Raw genomic sequence first — 15,269 nt, 5'->3', positions numbered from 1 at the left:
CGCGACGAGGCGGGCCGCCCCCTGCTGGAGCGCGGGGGCGAAACCCTGCGCAACTCCAAGGGCGTTCTCGTGCCCGGGCGCGACGACATGTTCCGCGAGGGTCCGGCGGCCGTGATCCTCGAACCCGACAACACCCCCGTCCGGGACGCCGACGAGCGGCCCCTGGTGGTCCAGGCCCTGCGCGACGAACAGGGCGAGGTGCTGCGCGACGACCAGGGCACCCCCGTGTTCCCCACCGTGGCCCGCGACGCCCGGGGCGACGTGATCCGCGACGATGGCGGCGCGCCCGTGCTGCTCGGCCCCCTGCGCGACGAGCAGGGGCGCGCGGTGCGCGACGCGCAAGGCGCCCTGGTGCCCACCGTGGTGGCGCGCGATGCCCAGGGCCGCGCGGTGCGCGGCGAGGACGGCGCCCCCCTGGTGGTGGCCCCGCGCATGGACGCACAGGGCCGGATGATCCGCGACGAGCAGGGCCGCCCCGAGGCGCCCCGGATCATGACCGGGGCCGATGGCCGGCCGGCCCGCGCCGCCGACGGCGCCCTGATCCAGGTGCCCGACGATGCCACCGAAATTGGCGGCGACGGCAGCACCGCTGGCGCCAGCCCCCAGGACGACGACGCCGCGACCAGGGATTACAGGCAATTCGGCTCTGGCATGGGCTTTGCTGATGTGCAGGACAAGGACGAGGCCCCCGAGGACATCCTTGGCGGACTGACCATCGTGGGCGTGACACTTGAGCCGGTGCCGTTCATATCCATGAAGGACGGCCAGAAATACTTCACCGGCGGCCGGTTGCCCGGCGGCTTCATAATCCGGGAAATCACCGCCGAAAAGCTCGTGGTGGAACGCGACGGAAAGGTCGTCACCCGGGTCTTCGAAAGGAGGGATCAATGAGCGAAGAACTCAAGGATTTCACGCAGGATCTGCTGCGCGACGACCCCTCGGGGCAGGGCCGCGCGCGCCTGCAGGAGGAACTGGTCCGGATGCAGGCGGGCCTGAAGCGGACCCTGGACGCGGGCGTGGCCCCGGCCGAGGCCGCCCTGCTCGGCGCCCTGGGCCAGTCCGTCGAGGCCGCGCGCACGGCGGTGGACCGCATGTGGGAACGTTTCAACAACTAGGCAAACACGGCGACACGCACAGGAGGCTGCAATGGCTATCACCACGAACATGACCATCAGCGAATCGTTCAACCAGATGACCGACCAGCTCTCGGCCCGGGCCACCACCCTGAAGACGAGCATCCAGTCCGCCCTCAAGGACGGCGACCTCGACCCCATGAAGATGCTCCAGCTCCAGTTCGACATGGGCAACTACAACGCCATGGTGGAGGCCACCTCCTCCGTGACCAAGGGCCTGACCGACACGGCCAAGACCCTGGCCCAGCGCGCCGGCGGCTGATGATCCCGGCCCGGCGAGCAACCCCGACCCGGGGGCGCCCCACCGCCGCCCCCGGGCCGCCCAACCCCTCTTGGAGGCGACATGCTCTCTACGGTTGAATGCAAGCGCCTGCTGGACATCGCCTTCGCGGCGTCGTCCGGCGGATTCCCCGGCGAGGCCCGGGCCATCCTGGACGGCCTGGAACGGATCTGGCCCGACAGCCCGGAAGTCAGGATCTGCCGGGCGGTAAACCACTATGTGGTCAACGACTTCGACAAGGCCCACCAGTGCCTGGGCGACGTGCTGGCCGCCGATCCGGGCAACGAGTTCGCCCTGGCCCACCTCGGGGTGGTCTACCATCTCGCCGGCGAGGCCGACGAGGCGCGCAGGACCCTGGAGGCCGTGGTGCGCGACGGGGAGAACCCCCAGGCCGTGGCCCTGGCCGAGGCCATGCTCAAGGACGTGCTCTAGGCACGCGGGAGGCGGGTCATGGACATCAGCGCCCTTGCCCAGGCCGCGTCGAAGCTGGCCCAGGCCCCGGAAGCGGCCGGAGCCCTGGCCCCCGCCGCGCCCCTGGCCGCGCCGGACCCGGCGGCAGTGGCGGATTTCCGGGCCGCCCTGCACGGCCCCCAGGCCCCGGAGGGCGCCCCGGCGATCCGGCCCGCAGGGGAGGCCCTGGCCCCCGCAAAGGCCGAGGCCCCCGGCGCCGACCCGACCATCGCCAGCCTGCTGGGCCAGGACGACCTGGCCCACGCGGACCTGTTCCGCATCCAGGTGGCGGCATGCATGGCCTCCTTCGAGGCCCAGCGGAACACCTCGGTGGTCTCGGCCATGAACCAGGGCCTGGGCACCCTGGTCAAGTCCGCCGAATGACGACGCACCCCAACGGGAGCGGCACGGGCCCGCGCCGCTCCCCGCACAGGACCGCAGACGTGAAACAGTTTTCTGCAACGCGGCGGATCGCGCGCCTCCTCGCCCTGGTGCTTCTGGTGCTGACCCTGGGCGGCTGCATGCAGCCGCTCTACCAGGGCCTGGCCGAGCGCGAGGCCAACGAGGTCCTCGCGGCGCTGCTCAAGCGCGGCATCCTGGCCGACAAGTCCTCCGAGGGCAAAGGCCTGTTCACCGTGCGCGTGGACGAGGCCCAGGTGGTCAACGCCCTGGAGATCCTGCGCCGCCAGGGCCTGCCCCAGCCCCACTACGACACCCTGGGCAGCATGTTCCCCAAGGAGGGCATGATGTCCTCGCCCCTGGAGGAATCGGCGCGGCTCAGCTACGCCCTGGCCCAGGAGCTGGCCGACACCTGCTCCAAGATCGACGGGGTGCTCGACTCGCGGGTCCATGTGGTGCTCCAGGAGCAGGACCCCGTGACCGAGGCAGTGACCCCGGCCGCGGCCGCGGCCTTCATCCGCTTCATGCCCGGCTCCTCGGTGGAGCAGTATGTGCCGCACATCCGCAAGCTGATGGCCAACTCCGTGCCGAACCTGAAGTACGACAACGTCTCGGTGTTCCTCTACCCGGCGGCGGAGACGATCATCATGCCCCCGCCCCCGGAATACCGCAGGCTCATGGGCGTGGACATCGCGCCCTATGCCGCGGGCAATTTCCTGCTGTGGGTGCTGACGGTGCTCGGCGCCGGGCTGCTGGCGGGCTTTGGCGGCTGCTGGGCCTTGGAGCGCTACAGGCAGCGCAAGGCCGCCCAGAGCGCGGCCGCCGAGGACGACAATGGCTGACCCGGGCGGCGACGCCGGGCGGGGCTTCTATCGCGAGCTGGCCGCCACGCGCCCCGAGCTGCTCGGGGCCATTTGGCGTTTCAACGCCGCCGCGCCCGAGCCCGGGGCCCTGGCCCCCGGCGTGGCCGGGCTCCTGCGGGCCTGCCCCCGGGGCCGGGCCGCCCTGGCGCGCATGGCCGACCCGGGCCGCCGCTTCTGGGCCTTCGAGGAGGAGTCGCGGCGCCTGGCCCTGCTCGACCCGCCGACCCTGGAAGCCCTGGCCCTGCACTTCGGGGCCGCGGTGAACGCCCGGGCCCTGGCCGGGGTGGTGCTGCGCGCCGAGCGCCAGGCCCTGGAGGCCGCCCTGGGCCCGGATATCCTGGGCTATGCCCTGGGCCGCGGCGCCTTCCACCTGGGCGAGGTGCGCGCCCATTTCCTGGCCCGCCACGGCGAGCGGCCCCTGGCCGAGCGGGTGCGCCTGCACGGGCGCGAGGCCCTGGACGCCTGCGCCGGGCGCTGGCCCCGCCCCCTGCGCGAGCTGGCCGCGCGGCGCTTCCCGGGGCTTGTGGACGCCAATGCCCAGGCCCCCGGCGACCGTGCCGTGGAGCGCCTGACGTGGTTCGGCCTGAAAAAGCTGCTGACCAAGGAGGTCGCGCCGTCGTGGGCTCCGTGTTTCTTCTGAAAAAGCAAGCCTTCGTCCCCGCGCCGGGCACGAAGATCGTCAAGGCCGCAGATTATGCGCGCATGGCCGAGGCCAACGCGCTGCTGGAGGAGGCCCGCGCCCTCTACGAACGCATCACCGCCGAGGCCCACGAGATCTTCGAGGCCCAGAAGGCCCGGGGCTACGAACAGGGCCTGGAGGAGGGCCGCCTGGAGCACGCCGAGAAAATCTTCGAGGTGGCCGCCCAGTCCCTGGACTTCTTCGAAAAGCTGGAGCACTCGGTGGTGCGCATCGTCACCGACGCCCTGGAGCGCATCGTGGGCGAAATGGACGACAAGGACCTGATCCTGCGCGTGGTCAGAAGCGGGCTGGCCATCGCGCGCAACGAGCGGCGCGTGGTGGTGCGCGTGTGCCCCGAGCAGGCCCCGGCGGTGGAGGCGTCCTCCTCCGAGCTGTTGCGCCACTTCGCGGGCATCCGCCTGCTCGACGTGGTGGCCGACTCGCGGCTGAAGAAGAACGATTGCCTCGTGGAAAGCGAGATGGGCGTCGTGGACGCCGGTGTCGAGACACAACTGGCGGCCCTCAGGCGGGTCATGGAAAAGCGCATCGCGCGGTAGGGGCCCATGTCCACCTTCGACTACATCACCACCCTGCTGGAAAAGGCACTGGCCGACGCGAACACCGTGGAGGTGCGCGGACGCGTGGAGCAGGTGGTGGGCACCATCATCCGGGCCACGGTGCCGGGGGTCAAGGTCGGCGAGCTGTGCGTCCTGCGCAACCCGTGGGAAAACTGGGAGCTCAAGGCCGAGGTGGTCGGCTTCAGCAAGCAGGTGGCCCTGCTCACGCCCCTTGGCGAGTTGCAGGGCATCTCCCCGGCCACGGAGGTCATCCCCACCGGGGAGATCCATTCCGTACCCGTGGGCGACGACCTGCTGGGCCGCGTGCTCAACGGGCTGGGCGAGCCCATCGACGGCGGCCCGCCCCTGCGCCCCCGGGCCTTCTATCCCGTCTACGCCGACCCGCCCAACCCTATGGAGCGCCGCATCATCGACAAGCCCATCTCCCTGGGCCTGCGCGTGCTCGACGGCATGCTCACCTGCGGCGAAGGCCAGCGCATGGGCATCTTCGCGGCGGCGGGCGGCGGCAAGAGCACGCTGCTCTCGTGCATCATCAAGGGCACCGACGCCGACGTGTGCGTGCTGGCGCTCATCGGCGAACGCGGCCGCGAGGTGCGCGAATTCCTGGAGCACGATCTCGGGCCCGAGGGCCGCAAGCGCGCCGTGGTCGTGGTCTCCACTTCCGACCGCTCGTCCATGGAGCGGCTCAAGGCGGCCTACTCGGCCACGGCCATCGCCGAATATTTCCGCGCCCAGGGCAAGCGCGTGCTCATGCTCATGGACTCGGTGACCCGCTTTGGCCGCGCCCTGCGCGAGATCGGCCTGGCGGCCGGTGAGCCGCCCACCCGGCGCGGCTTCCCGCCCTCGGTGTTCTCCAGCCTGCCCAAGCTCATGGAACGCGCGGGCAACTCAGACCGGGGCTCCATCACCGCGCTGTACACCGTGCTGGTGGAGGGCGACGACATGACCGAGCCCATCGCCGACGAGACGCGCTCCATCCTCGACGGGCACATCGTGCTCTCGCGCAAGCTGGCCGCGGCCAACCACTACCCGGCCATCGACGTGCAGGCCAGCGTCAGCCGCGTGATGAACTCCATCGTCTCCAAGGAGCACAAGGCCGCCGCCCAGAAGGTGCGCAAGGTGCTGGCCAAATACAGCGAGCTGGAGATCCTGGTCCAGATCGGCGAATACGAGAAGGGCTCGGACAAGGACGCCGACGACGCCCTGGCGCGCATCGACGCCGTGAACCGCTTCCTGCGCCAGGGCATGGGCGAGACCAGCACCTTCGAGCAGACCCTGGCCGCCCTGGTGGAGGTCGCCCGATGAGCTACCCCCTGGCCGTGCTGCTGCGCGTGCGCGCCCTGCGCCAGGACAAGGCCCTGGCCGCGCTCTGCGCCGCCGAGGCCCGGCTGGCCGAGGCCCGGCGCGACCTGCGCGAGGCCAAACGGCTGCACGAGGAATTCCTGGCCTGGCTCGCCGGGGAGGAGGAGCGGCGCTACGAGGAGATCATGGGCCGCGACATGACCCTGGAGGACGTGGACGAATTCAAGCGCGGGCTGTGCGCCATCCGCGGGCGCGAAGCCGCCTTCCTGGAGCGCATCCTGCGCGCGCGCAAGCATGTGCAGGACTGCGAGGAGGCCCTGGCCCGGGCCAAGACCCGGCTGCTGGAGGCCCAGCGCGCGACCCTGAAGATCGAGGAGCACCGCGCGCGCTGGCAGGTGCTGGCCAACAAGGAGGCCGAGCGCCGGGAGGAGGTGGAGCTTGAGGACTTCCATCCCGCCCCGCCCCAGGGCCTGGGCGCCCGGGAGGCCGCGTGAGCGACGCCGTCAAGCCCGTGGGCGGCGCCCCGCCCCAGGCCGGCCCCGGGGGGCCCGGCCCCACGGCCGACCCCGCCGACGTGCACGCCATGCGCGCGGCCCTGGCCGGGCCGGTGGAGAGTCCGGGGCTGTCGAGCCTGTTCTCCCTGCAGGGGCGGGCCGCGGCCCAGGCCACGCCCAGGCCCGGGGAGCCCGGCAGCGCCGACGCGGCCGACGCCGACGCCGGGGGCTCGGGGGACCGGCGGCCCCGCGACGAGGCCGACCCCGAGGAGCTGGCCGACCTGGTGGCCGAACGGGTGCTGGTCACGGACAAGGACTTTTCGGACGACGAGGAAGTGCGCATCTACCTGCGCCGCAGCGTGCTGGCCGACACGCAGGTCCACCTGCGGCGCACGCCCGAGGGCGTGGAGGTGCGGGTGCTCACCGGCGACGCGGCCTCCCACGCCGTGCTCCTGGAGGCCAAGGACGCCCTGGGCCGCCGCCTCCAGGGGGCCTGCCAGGGCCGGGTGCTGCTGGAAATCGTTTTCGTGCGCAAGGCATAAGAGGACAGGAGAGGAACCGTGGTGGAAGCCGTCGCCTATGTGCCGCCCGCGCTGTCCGCGCGCGAGTGCCGCCTGCTGGACGCCCTGGCCGGGCACCCGGGCGGGTTCGACCTGGATATCGGCGGCGCGCCCTGGCGCGTGGCCCTGACGCCGCGCCCCGGCGCCCCCGGCGCGGCGCCCGTCCTGGCGGCGCGCGCGGGCGAGTCGGTCTGGCGCCTGGCCCTGGGGCGCACCCCGGCCCTGCTGGACGCCCTGGGCCTGCCTGACGACATCGACCGCGAGGCCCTGCCCGAGGCCGTGCTGTGGGGCGTGGCCGAGGCGCGCCTGGGCGGGCTGCTGGCCCGGCTGGAGGCCCTGGCCGGGCAGCCCGCACGGCTGTGCGCCCCCGACGAGGCGCCCCAGGGCCCGGCCTGCTGCCTGGAGTTCGCCGCCAGCGGCCCCGAGGGCCGCGAGGTGCGCGGCTGGGTGCTCGCGCCCCTGGACGAACCGGCCCTGGCCACCGTGGAGCGCGCCCTGGCCGCCCGGCCCCGGGCCAGCCGTCCACTGGGCAACCTGCCCGTGGACCTGTCCATCGAGGCCGGGGGCATGACCCTGACCCTGGCCGAACTGCGCACCCTGGCCCCCGGCGACGTGCTGCTGCCCGAGCGCTGGCACCCCGCCTCGGGCTGCGTCCACCTTTTCGCGGCGCCCCTGCGGGTGCGCGCACCCTGGCCGGACGGCGACGACCGGCCCTGGACCATCGTCAAGCAAAGCGAGTCGAGCATGAGCGAAACGGACAAGACGGCGGAAAAGGCGGCCGACGCCCCCAAGGGCGGCCTGGGAGCCATCGGCATCGACGTGGTCTTCGAGATCGGCCGGATGCGCATGACCGTGGACGAGCTGGCGGCCCTGGGCCAGGGCCAGACCCTGCCCCTGCCCAAGGCCCTGGGCCCCGAGGTGCCCGTGGCCATCCTGGGCAACGGGCACAGGCTGGGCTCCGGGCGCATCGTCAGCGTGGGCGAGACCCTGGGCGTGCAGATCACCGAGCTGGACGGGCACAAGCCCTAGGACCCCCACTCATGGAGCAGTTCAACCCGGTCACGCTGATCTTCATCATGGTCACCATCGGCATTGCGCCGTTCGCGATCATGATGATCACCTCCTACGTCAAGATCGTGGTGGTCATCTCGCTGGTGCGCAACGCCCTGGGCGTGCAGCAGATTCCCCCCGCCGCGGCCCTCAACGGGCTGGCCATCGTGCTCAGCGTGTTCATCATGGCGCCCACCGCCCTGCAAACGCGCGACCTGCTCATGGCCCAGACCCTGCCGCCCAACGCCTCGCCCGGACAGCTCATGGAGGTGGTGGGCAACGCCTCGGGGCCCATGCAGTCGTTCCTGTTCCGCAACACCGAAAAGCGCATCCGCACCCTGTTCGTGCGCACGGCGCGCCAGGTCTGGCCGGCGGACCAGCAGGAGAACATCCGCGAGGACAACTTCCTGATCCTCATCCCGTCGTTCACCATCTCCGAGCTGACCAAGGCCTTCCAGATCGGCTTTCTGCTCTATCTGCCCTTCGTGGCCATCGACCTGATCATCTCCAACATCCTGCTGGCCATGGGCATGATGATGGTCTCGCCCATGACCATCTCGCTGCCGTTCAAGCTGCTGCTGTTCGTGACCCTGGACGGCTGGCTCAAGATCTGCCAGGGCCTGCTGCTCAGCTACATGTAGGGACAAGCCCGGCAAGGAAGGAAACGCGATGGATATCGGCCAGATAGCTGGACTCATCCGCCAGGACGCCCCGGGCCTCGCCCAGGACGCGCCCAAGGGCTCGCTCATGGGCCAGGCCGTGTCCAGGGCCGACGCCATGTCCCTGGTGGCCAACGCCGCCGAGGAGGCCGGATTCGCCAAGTCCGAGCGCGAGGAGACGCGCCTGGAGGCCCGCAAGCTGAAGCCCCTTGGCCCGGACACCGCGCGCGTGGAGCAGATCGAGAAGTACCTGGAGCTGATGGACAAGCAGGGCAAGCGCCAGCACCTGGACGCCTTCGTCGCCGCCCTGCGGAACACCGCCAACCTGGACCCGCGCACCGCCCTGGCCACGGCCAGGCAGTTTTTCTCCGACCCCGGCGACATGGCCTCGGCCCTGTTCGCCGCCGGGAAGGAGCTGGGCATGGAGGAGGTCTTCGCCGAGGCCCAGGCCCAGCTGGAGGACGAATTCGGCATGCAGCTCCAGGCCCGGCTGGACGCCGGGGTCCGGGCCCTGGAGTTCGGCGGCCTGGGCTCGCCCGACGCCCTCAAGGACCTCTATGCCGGGGCCGTGCTCGACGCCGCCTCGCCCGTGGAGATCTTCGAGCGCGTGGTGGCCGACTTCGGCGACGCCCATGTGGACGAGGCCCTAGACTTCCTGACCAGGACCCTGGGCGACACCCTGGCCGCCACCACCTCGCAGACCGACAAGGCCCTGCTGGAAAGCGTGGCCAAGGACCTGGAGGCCGTGCGCCTGCTGCGCGGGCTGCACGGCAGCTGCAAGGGCCTGCTGGACCGCCTGCGGACAGCCCACGGCATCCAGCCCGGGCTCTCCTCCACCGGGCTGCTCAAGGAGATGCTCGCCCTGCGCGACACGCCCTTCGTGGGCGCCTTCGACATGGAAAACCTGGCCTCGGCCCTGGGCGTGGACGACCTGGAACAGCGCATCCTCTTTTTCCAGGACCTCCAGCAGACCGCCCGGGCCCTGCCCGTGAACCTTTTTCGCGACGAGAGCGGCCGGCTGGGCATCATCGACGCCGTCCAGATGGCCCTGGACGACGCCATAGCCGCCGAGGCGCAGCTCTACGAGGACTAGCCCGTATGCACATTCGCAAGGCGGTGGACGACCTGGGCAGGCAGCTCGGCCTGGGCGGACTGGACCTGGACGCCAACGGGCTGTGCACCCTGAACGTGGGCGAGAGCGGCTCCCTGTTCCTGGAGCGCCGCGACGACGCACTGCTGGTCAGCCTGGCGCGGCGGGTGTCCGGCCATGTGGCCGAGGCCCTGGCCCGGGGGCTGGCCCTGTGCCACGAAAGCGCCCAGCCGCGCCACGGCCTGCGCGTGGGCCTGCTGCGCGACGACGTGCTCGTGGCCTGCGCCCGGCTGGAAAAGCACCAGCTGGCCGCCGGGCACCTGGCCCAGGTCGTGCCCTATCTCTTCGAAACCCTGGACAAGACCGGAGCGTAGAACCCGCATGTCTGGAAAGGTATCCCTCTTCACCCCCTCGGTGGGCATCACCGGCGTGGGCGCCCCGCGCCAGGAGCCCCTGGCCCTCAAGCGCGGCCGGCTCTCGCCCGCCCTGCGCGCCGCCAAGGCCCGCGAAGATCTGGGCATCTACGACGGCGACAACCTGGAAAGCATGCTCGACGACTACCTGCGCGTGACCCCCGAGGACCCCGACACCGCCTCGCCAGAACGCTTCGCGCGCGCCGTGGAGCAGGGCCTGGAAAAGCTCCACGCCGCCACCGGCGACCCCGCCCTGGACGCCATGCTCAAGGAGTTCACCGACGACAACGACCTGCTGCGCATGTACTGCTCGCTGGTGGTGGGGGGCTAGGCCATGCTGACCCGCGCCCAGCGCGACGCGCTGTTCATGCTCGTGTACCTCTACGTCCGCCTGGGCGACACCGCCCGCGCCAGGACCATCCTGGACGCCCTGGCCCGCGCCTGCCCCGGCGAGGATCGCACCGGCAAATACCTCGCGGGCGTCGCCCTGCTCGAAGAACAATACGAGCGGGCGCTGGCGCTGCTTGCGCCCTACACCAGCGGCCCCATGACCGGCACCGCCGACGCGCCCCTGCTGCTGCTCAAGGCCAAGGCCCTGTGGCATGTGGGCCGCGAGAGCGAAAGCCGCGGCGCCCTGGACGAATACCTCTACCTCGTGGGGGCACAACGATGAGCTTCGCCCGGACAGCCCAGCGCGCGGTGGACTTCCTCACCCGCAACAACGACCTGACCCTGGCCGCCTTCCTGGTGGCCATCATCGGGCTGATGATCATCCCCATGCCGACCCCGCTGGTGGACACCCTGCTGTCCCTCAACATCGGCATCTCCTTCATCGTGCTCATGATGGCCATGTATGTGGGCACGGCCCTGGACTTCTCGGTCTTCCCCACGGTGCTGCTGTTCACCACCCTCTTCCGCCTGGCGCTGAACATCACCACCACCCGGCTCATCCTGCTCCAGGGCGACGCGGGCCAGATCATCGAAACCTTCGGCACCTTCGTGGTCGAAGGCAACTTCGTGGTCGGCGCCGTGGTCTTCCTCATCATCACCATCGTCCAGTTCCTGGTCATCGCCAAGGGCTCCGAGCGCGTGGCCGAGGTGGGCGCGCGCTTCTCCCTGGACGCCATGCCCGGCAAGCAGATGAGCATCGACGCCGACCTGCGCGCCGGAGCCATCGACCAGGCCGAAGCCCAGCGCAGGCGCGACCGCCTGGCCCAGGAAAGCCAGATGTACGGCGCCATGGACGGCGCCATGAAATTCGTCAAGGGCGACAGCATCGCGGGCATGATCATCACCGTGGTCAACATCCTGGGCGGCATCACCATCGGCATCACCCAGATGGGCATGAAGGCTGGCGACGCCCTGCAGAAATACGGCGTGCTGACCATCGGCGACGGGCTCGTCTCCCAGATTCCGTCCCTGCTCATCTCCATCGGCGCGGGCATCCTCATCACCCGCACCTCCGGCGACGACACCGAGCACCTGGGCAGCCAGATGGGCGAACAGATCTTCGACCAGCCCAAGGCCCTGCTCATCGCGGGCGGGCTGCTCTTCCTGGCCGCCCTCATCCCCGGCTTCCCCAAGCCGCAGATGATGACCCTGGCGCTGATCATCAGCGGCGTGGGCTTCGTGCTGGGACGCATGGGCTCCATGCCCGTGGCCATCGACCAGGGCCAGGAACTCCAGAAGACCCTGGCCCCCACCGTCTCGCCGCGCAAACGCAAGCAGCGCCAGGTGCGCGACGAATTCGCGCCCACAGTGCCCCTGCTGCTCGACGTGGCCGCCGACCTGGGCGGCTCCCTGCGCTTCGAGGACCTGAACGACGAGATCATCACCCTGCGCCGGGTGCTCTACTACGACCTGGGCGTGCCCTTCCCGGGCATCACCATCCGCCCCAGCGAAACCATGCCCTCCTACTCCTACACCCTGCTGCTGCACGAGATCCCCGTGACCCAGGGCCGCCTCGTGCCCGGCAAGGTCATCGCCCGCGAAAGCGAGAAAACCCTGCAAATGCTCGGGGTGGACGTGGAGCGCACCGACGACTTCCTGCCCGACGTGCCCTCGGTCTGGGTGCCCGAATCCGCCGTGCCCAAGCTGGAGCAGGCCGGATTCTCGACCATGGCCCACTCGCGCATCCTGACCTACCACGCCTCGGTGGTCCTGGCGCGCAACGCCTCGGAGTTCCTCGGCCTGCAAGAGACGAAATACCTCATGGACAAAATGGAGGAACAGTTTCCCGAGCTGGTGCGCGAGGCCGCGCGCCTGCTCCCCGTGCAGAAGACCGGCGAAATCCTCCAGCGGCTGGTGCAGGAAAGCGTCTCCATCCGCAACCTGCGGGCCATCTTCGAGGCCATCGTCGAATGGGCGCCCAAGGAGAAGGACATCGTCCAGCTCACCGAATATGTGCGCGCCGCCCTGCGCCGCCAGATCAGCTTCAAGTACACCGGCGGCACCAACCTGCTGGCCGTGGTCCTGCTCGACCCCACCGTGGAGGAGGAAATCCGCAAGTCCATCCGCCAGACCTCGGCCGGCGCCTTCCTCGCCCTGGACCCCGAAAAGGCCAAGAAAATCATCGCCGCCCTGGGCAAGGCCGCAGGCGACTACAGCAAGCGCAGGCAGCTCCCCGTGGTCCTGGCATCCATGGACATCCGCCGCTACCTGCGCAAGCTCATCGAAAAGGACTTCTACGACCTCGCCGTGGTCTCCTACCAGGAGCTGACCCCCGAGGTTTCCGTACACCCCATTGGCCGCATCCGCTTCTAGGAGGAGCCCCATGGACCAGGCCGCATTGAACTATACCTCCCGGGCGCTGTACCTCGTGCTGATGCTCTCCCTGCCGCCCATCGTGGTCGGCTCCGTGGTCGGCCTGCTCCTGAGCCTCATCCAGGCCGTGACCCAGCTCCAGGAGCAGACCCTGAGCTTCGGCGTCAAGCTCATCGCCGTGTCCCTGACCATCCTGGTCATGGCGGGCTGGTTCGGCGGCGAACTGCTGGCCTACGGCAACGAGATATTCACCAACTTCAACAGCATCATCCGCTGACCGGAACGCCATGAACGGGCTGGCCGCCTTCCTGCGCGACGTGGGCATGGAGAACCTGCTCACGGCCATCACCCTGGGCCTGCCGCGCATCGTCGCCCTGTTCACCGTGGTGCCCTTCCTGGGCGGCGGCGTGGTCACCGGCGCCCTGCGCATGACCCTGGCCCTGCCCCTGGCCGCGTTCCTCTTCCCCCTGCTGCCCACCTTCGAGCAGATCGGCGCCGCGCGCACCCCCGACGAAACAACCCTGTTCATCATCGCCCTCATGGCCAAGGAAATCTTCATCGGCCTGGCCCTGGGCTACCTGGTCAGCATCATGTTCTGGGCCGTGGAGTCCGCCGGGTTCTTCATCGACAACCAGCGCGGCGGCTCCTCGGCCCAGATGAGCGACCCCATGTCCCAGGACCAGACCTCCCCCACCGGCTCGCTGTTGTTCCAGGCCATGGTCTTCCTCTTCTACACCGGCGGCGGCTTTGTCGCCTTCCTGGGCATGCTCTTCAGCACCTACGTCCTGTGGCCCGTGGGCGAGCTGCTGCCCTGGCCCGCAGACCTCGCCTTCCCCCTGCTCTTCGCCAGGCAGTTCGGCATCCTCTTCCTCTATGTGGTGCTCCTGGCCGCCCCGCTGGTCATCGTCTGCTTCCTGAGCGACTTCTGCCTCGGGCTCATCAACCGCTTCGCCCAGCAGCTCAACGTCTTCGTCCTGTCCATGGGCGTGAAGAGCGCCATAACCGCCGTGCTGCTCTTCCTCTACTTCTTCCCCCTGTGCTACCTGCTGCTCGAACTGATGGCCAACATCCCCACCCTGCACACAACCCTGGACAAGGCCTTCGGCCAGCCCTTCGCCGCCCTGCTGCCGGGCGGCTAGAACCACGGCACCGCCATGAGCGAAAAAACAGAACAACCAACCTCCAAACGCCTGCGCGACGCGCGCGAGGAAGGCCAGGTCGCCAAAAGCCAGGAAATCCCGGCAATGGCCACCACCGCCGCCCTCTTCGCCGTGCTCTTCGGCCTGTGGGACTATTTCTACGCCGCCCTGGTCGACCTCTTCCACATCCCCCTCAAGGTCATGAACAGCCCCTTCGACGACATCTTCTACCCCACCATGCTCGCCGTGCTGGCCGATATCGCGCGCGTCGTGCTGCCCGTCGTCGTCCTGGTCATGGCCCTGGGCCTTGTCTGCAACCTCGCCCAGGTCGGCGTGCTCGTCACCCCCAAGGCCCTCATCCCAAAGCTCGAAAACCTGAGCCCGAAACAATGGTTCAAGAAGGTCTTCTCCATCAAGGGCCTCGTGGAGTTCCTCAAAAGCTGCATCAAGGTCGTGGCCATCGCCGTGGCCGTCTGGGTCGCCGTCAAAAACTCGCTCATCCCCCTGCAATCCATACCCCGCGTCGGCCTGGGCGGCGCCTACGCCGCCTTGGGCGCCCTGCTGTGGGACATCGCCGTGGCCGTGGTCGCCGTCATGGTCGTCATCGCCGCCCTGGACTACCTGTTCCAGCGCTGGCAACACAACAAGCAGCTCATGATGAGCAAGGACGAGGTCAAGCGGGAGTACAAGGAAATGGAAGGCAACGCCGAGGTCAAGGCCATGCGCAAACGCCTGCACCAGGAACTCCTGAGCAGCGGCGCCGCACAAAGCACCCGCAAGGCCACCGTGCTCATCACCAACCCCACCCACCTGGCCATCGCCATCTACTACGAGGAAGGCGAAACCCCCCTGCCCATCGTCCTGGCCAAAGGCGAAGGCCCCACCGCCCAACGCATGATCGCCGCCGCCAAGGAAGAAAACATCCCCATCATGCGCAACGTGCCCCTGGCCCGCAGCCTCTACGCCGACGCCCAGGAGCACGCCTACATCCCCGGCGACCTCGTGCGCCCCGTGGCCGAAGTCCTGCGCTGGGCCCTGGCGCTGAAAAAAGACGACTAGGCCAGCCCGCGCCGCCCCCCCAGGCCACCCCGGGCCACTCCAGACAGGCCACCCCGGGCCACTCCAGACAGGACAGGACCGCAGACAGCGGCGGCGGCCAAGGCGCCTCCGGCGGGCAGGGCTCCGCCCTGCACCCGCCAGGGGCCAACGGCCCCTGGACCCCGCACGCCGACCCGCAATGGCGCGGCGAAACGCCGCGCCATTGCGGGTCGGGAGGGCGGGGGGGAAAGGGCGGAGCGGGACAGGCTGAGGACTGGAGGGAAGCGCCGGGGACAGGCTTGGGGGGAAGACCGGCGCCGGGGACAGGCTGAAGGGCAGGGGGGACACGCGCCGGGCTGGGGGCTCGGGGCGGGCGGGG

The 15,269-nt window shown here is 70.0% G+C and carries 20 protein-coding genes and 1 pseudogene; all 21 read left to right on the top strand.

The genetic code is table 11. From position 1 onward, the window contains the following. Positions 1 to 891, top strand: a pseudogene (locus M0P34_RS06380) (hypothetical protein); the annotation flags it as partial. Next, entirely contained in the window at positions 888 to 1,115 is a 228-nt protein-coding gene (locus M0P34_RS06375) for a hypothetical protein (RefSeq protein WP_291497566.1), read from the top strand. The pseudogene M0P34_RS06380 and the gene M0P34_RS06375, both read left to right, overlap by 4 nt. A 31-nt stretch (positions 1,116 to 1,146) precedes the next feature. Further along, positions 1,147 to 1,395, top strand: coding sequence for an EscF/YscF/HrpA family type III secretion system needle major subunit (locus tag M0P34_RS06370; RefSeq protein WP_291497564.1), 249 nt, complete (start codon positions 1,147 to 1,149; stop codon positions 1,393 to 1,395). An 81-nt stretch (positions 1,396 to 1,476) separates the two neighbouring features. Further along, positions 1,477 to 1,845 (top strand): tetratricopeptide repeat protein, encoded by a 369-nt coding sequence (locus M0P34_RS06365; RefSeq protein ID WP_291497562.1) that lies wholly within the window; start codon positions 1,477 to 1,479, stop codon positions 1,843 to 1,845. Between the two features lie 18 nt (positions 1,846 to 1,863). Then, a complete protein-coding gene (locus M0P34_RS06360; RefSeq protein ID WP_291497560.1) occupies positions 1,864 to 2,247 on the top strand; it encodes a hypothetical protein in 384 nt (127 codons plus the stop codon). A 59-nt stretch (positions 2,248 to 2,306) separates the two neighbouring features. Then, complete coding sequence (gene sctJ / locus M0P34_RS06355; protein ID WP_291497558.1) at positions 2,307 to 3,104, top strand: type III secretion system inner membrane ring lipoprotein SctJ; 798 nt, start codon at positions 2,307 to 2,309, stop codon at positions 3,102 to 3,104. Next, positions 3,097 to 3,765 (top strand): sulfate adenylyltransferase, encoded by a 669-nt coding sequence (locus tag M0P34_RS06350; protein ID WP_291497556.1) that lies wholly within the window; start codon positions 3,097 to 3,099, stop codon positions 3,763 to 3,765. Before sctJ ends, M0P34_RS06350 begins: the two co-directional genes overlap by 8 nt. Then, positions 3,744 to 4,361: an HrpE/YscL family type III secretion apparatus protein gene (locus M0P34_RS06345; RefSeq protein WP_291497554.1), complete on the top strand. Its 618-nt coding sequence runs from the start codon at positions 3,744 to 3,746 to the stop codon at positions 4,359 to 4,361. The genes M0P34_RS06350 and M0P34_RS06345 overlap by 22 nt, the downstream gene beginning before the upstream one ends. A gap of 6 nt (positions 4,362 to 4,367) precedes the next feature. Next, the gene (sctN, locus tag M0P34_RS06340; protein WP_291497552.1) at positions 4,368 to 5,687 is read left to right on the top strand and encodes a type III secretion system ATPase SctN; all 1,320 of its coding nucleotides are present in this window, start codon (positions 4,368 to 4,370) and stop codon (positions 5,685 to 5,687) included. Further along, positions 5,684 to 6,178 (top strand): YscO family type III secretion system apparatus protein, encoded by a 495-nt coding sequence (locus tag M0P34_RS06335; RefSeq protein ID WP_291497550.1) that lies wholly within the window; start codon positions 5,684 to 5,686, stop codon positions 6,176 to 6,178. The genes sctN and M0P34_RS06335 overlap by 4 nt, the downstream gene beginning before the upstream one ends. Beyond that, positions 6,175 to 6,720, top strand: a complete 546-nt coding sequence (locus M0P34_RS06330) for a type III secretion HpaP family protein (RefSeq protein ID WP_291497548.1) — start codon at positions 6,175 to 6,177, stop codon at positions 6,718 to 6,720. Before M0P34_RS06335 ends, M0P34_RS06330 begins: the two co-directional genes overlap by 4 nt. Positions 6,721 to 6,738: 18 nt before the next feature. Next, positions 6,739 to 7,767 carry a type III secretion system cytoplasmic ring protein SctQ gene (sctQ, locus tag M0P34_RS06325; RefSeq protein WP_291497546.1) on the top strand — a complete coding sequence of 343 codons (1,029 nt, stop codon included), beginning with the start codon at positions 6,739 to 6,741 and terminating at the stop codon, positions 7,765 to 7,767. 11 nt (positions 7,768 to 7,778) lie between these two features. Next, positions 7,779 to 8,429, top strand: coding sequence for a type III secretion system export apparatus subunit SctR (gene sctR, locus M0P34_RS06320; RefSeq protein ID WP_291497544.1), 651 nt, complete (start codon positions 7,779 to 7,781; stop codon positions 8,427 to 8,429). A 28-nt stretch (positions 8,430 to 8,457) separates the two neighbouring features. Beyond that, on the top strand, positions 8,458 to 9,540 hold the full coding sequence (sctW, locus tag M0P34_RS06315) for a type III secretion system gatekeeper subunit SctW (RefSeq protein WP_291497542.1): 1,083 nt from the start codon (positions 8,458 to 8,460) through the stop codon (positions 9,538 to 9,540). A 5-nt stretch (positions 9,541 to 9,545) separates the two neighbouring features. Continuing rightward, entirely contained in the window at positions 9,546 to 9,911 is a 366-nt protein-coding gene (locus M0P34_RS06310) for a CesT family type III secretion system chaperone (RefSeq protein ID WP_291497539.1), read from the top strand. A 7-nt stretch (positions 9,912 to 9,918) separates the two neighbouring features. Continuing rightward, entirely contained in the window at positions 9,919 to 10,281 is a 363-nt protein-coding gene (locus tag M0P34_RS06305; RefSeq protein WP_291497537.1) for a hypothetical protein, read from the top strand. A 3-nt stretch (positions 10,282 to 10,284) separates the two neighbouring features. Beyond that, the gene (locus M0P34_RS06300; RefSeq protein ID WP_291497535.1) at positions 10,285 to 10,623 is read left to right on the top strand and encodes a tetratricopeptide repeat protein; all 339 of its coding nucleotides are present in this window, start codon (positions 10,285 to 10,287) and stop codon (positions 10,621 to 10,623) included. Next, complete coding sequence (gene sctV, locus M0P34_RS06295; RefSeq protein WP_291497533.1) at positions 10,620 to 12,713, top strand: type III secretion system export apparatus subunit SctV; 2,094 nt, start codon at positions 10,620 to 10,622, stop codon at positions 12,711 to 12,713. Before M0P34_RS06300 ends, sctV begins: the two co-directional genes overlap by 4 nt. Before the next feature lie 10 nt (positions 12,714 to 12,723). Beyond that, a complete protein-coding gene (gene sctS, locus M0P34_RS06290; protein ID WP_291497532.1) occupies positions 12,724 to 12,990 on the top strand; it encodes a type III secretion system export apparatus subunit SctS in 267 nt (88 codons plus the stop codon). 10 nt (positions 12,991 to 13,000) lie between these two features. Beyond that, complete coding sequence (gene sctT / locus M0P34_RS06285) at positions 13,001 to 13,852, top strand: type III secretion system export apparatus subunit SctT (RefSeq protein WP_291497530.1); 852 nt, start codon at positions 13,001 to 13,003, stop codon at positions 13,850 to 13,852. A 15-nt stretch (positions 13,853 to 13,867) separates the two neighbouring features. Continuing rightward, positions 13,868 to 14,911 (top strand): type III secretion system export apparatus subunit SctU, encoded by a 1,044-nt coding sequence (sctU, locus tag M0P34_RS06280; RefSeq protein ID WP_291497527.1) that lies wholly within the window; start codon positions 13,868 to 13,870, stop codon positions 14,909 to 14,911. Positions 14,912 to 15,269: the final 358 nt, after the last annotated feature.

It is taken from the genome of Desulfocurvus sp. (genome assembly GCF_023230885.1).
Taxonomy (GTDB): domain Bacteria; phylum Desulfobacterota; class Desulfovibrionia; order Desulfovibrionales; family Desulfovibrionaceae; genus Desulfocurvus.
The sequence above is the reverse complement of the archived record's forward strand: the minus strand, read 5'-3'. Positions and strand labels throughout refer to the sequence as shown.

Bases quoted from the DNA above. Each gene is read 5' to 3' on its own strand.
- M0P34_RS06375 (WP_291497566.1), top strand. From the start codon at position 888: ATGAGCGAAGAACTCAAGGATTTCACGCAGGATCTGCTGCGCGACGAC.
- M0P34_RS06370 (WP_291497564.1), top strand. From the start codon at position 1,147: ATGGCTATCACCACGAACATGACCATCAGCGAATCGTTCAACCAGATG.
- M0P34_RS06365 (WP_291497562.1), top strand. From the start codon at position 1,477: ATGCTCTCTACGGTTGAATGCAAGCGCCTGCTGGACATCGCCTTCGCG.
- M0P34_RS06360 (WP_291497560.1), top strand. From the start codon at position 1,864: ATGGACATCAGCGCCCTTGCCCAGGCCGCGTCGAAGCTGGCCCAGGCC.
- M0P34_RS06350 (WP_291497556.1), top strand. From the start codon at position 3,097: ATGGCTGACCCGGGCGGCGACGCCGGGCGGGGCTTCTATCGCGAGCTG.
- sctN (WP_291497552.1), top strand. From the start codon at position 4,368: ATGTCCACCTTCGACTACATCACCACCCTGCTGGAAAAGGCACTGGCC.
- M0P34_RS06335 (WP_291497550.1), top strand. From the start codon at position 5,684: ATGAGCTACCCCCTGGCCGTGCTGCTGCGCGTGCGCGCCCTGCGCCAG.
- sctR (WP_291497544.1), top strand. From the start codon at position 7,779: ATGGAGCAGTTCAACCCGGTCACGCTGATCTTCATCATGGTCACCATC.
- sctW (WP_291497542.1), top strand. From the start codon at position 8,458: ATGGATATCGGCCAGATAGCTGGACTCATCCGCCAGGACGCCCCGGGC.
- M0P34_RS06310 (WP_291497539.1), top strand. From the start codon at position 9,546: ATGCACATTCGCAAGGCGGTGGACGACCTGGGCAGGCAGCTCGGCCTG.
- M0P34_RS06305 (WP_291497537.1), top strand. From the start codon at position 9,919: ATGTCTGGAAAGGTATCCCTCTTCACCCCCTCGGTGGGCATCACCGGC.
- M0P34_RS06300 (WP_291497535.1), top strand. From the start codon at position 10,285: ATGCTGACCCGCGCCCAGCGCGACGCGCTGTTCATGCTCGTGTACCTC.
- sctV (WP_291497533.1), top strand. From the start codon at position 10,620: ATGAGCTTCGCCCGGACAGCCCAGCGCGCGGTGGACTTCCTCACCCGC.
- sctS (WP_291497532.1), top strand. From the start codon at position 12,724: ATGGACCAGGCCGCATTGAACTATACCTCCCGGGCGCTGTACCTCGTG.
- sctT (WP_291497530.1), top strand. From the start codon at position 13,001: ATGAACGGGCTGGCCGCCTTCCTGCGCGACGTGGGCATGGAGAACCTG.
- sctU (WP_291497527.1), top strand. From the start codon at position 13,868: ATGAGCGAAAAAACAGAACAACCAACCTCCAAACGCCTGCGCGACGCG.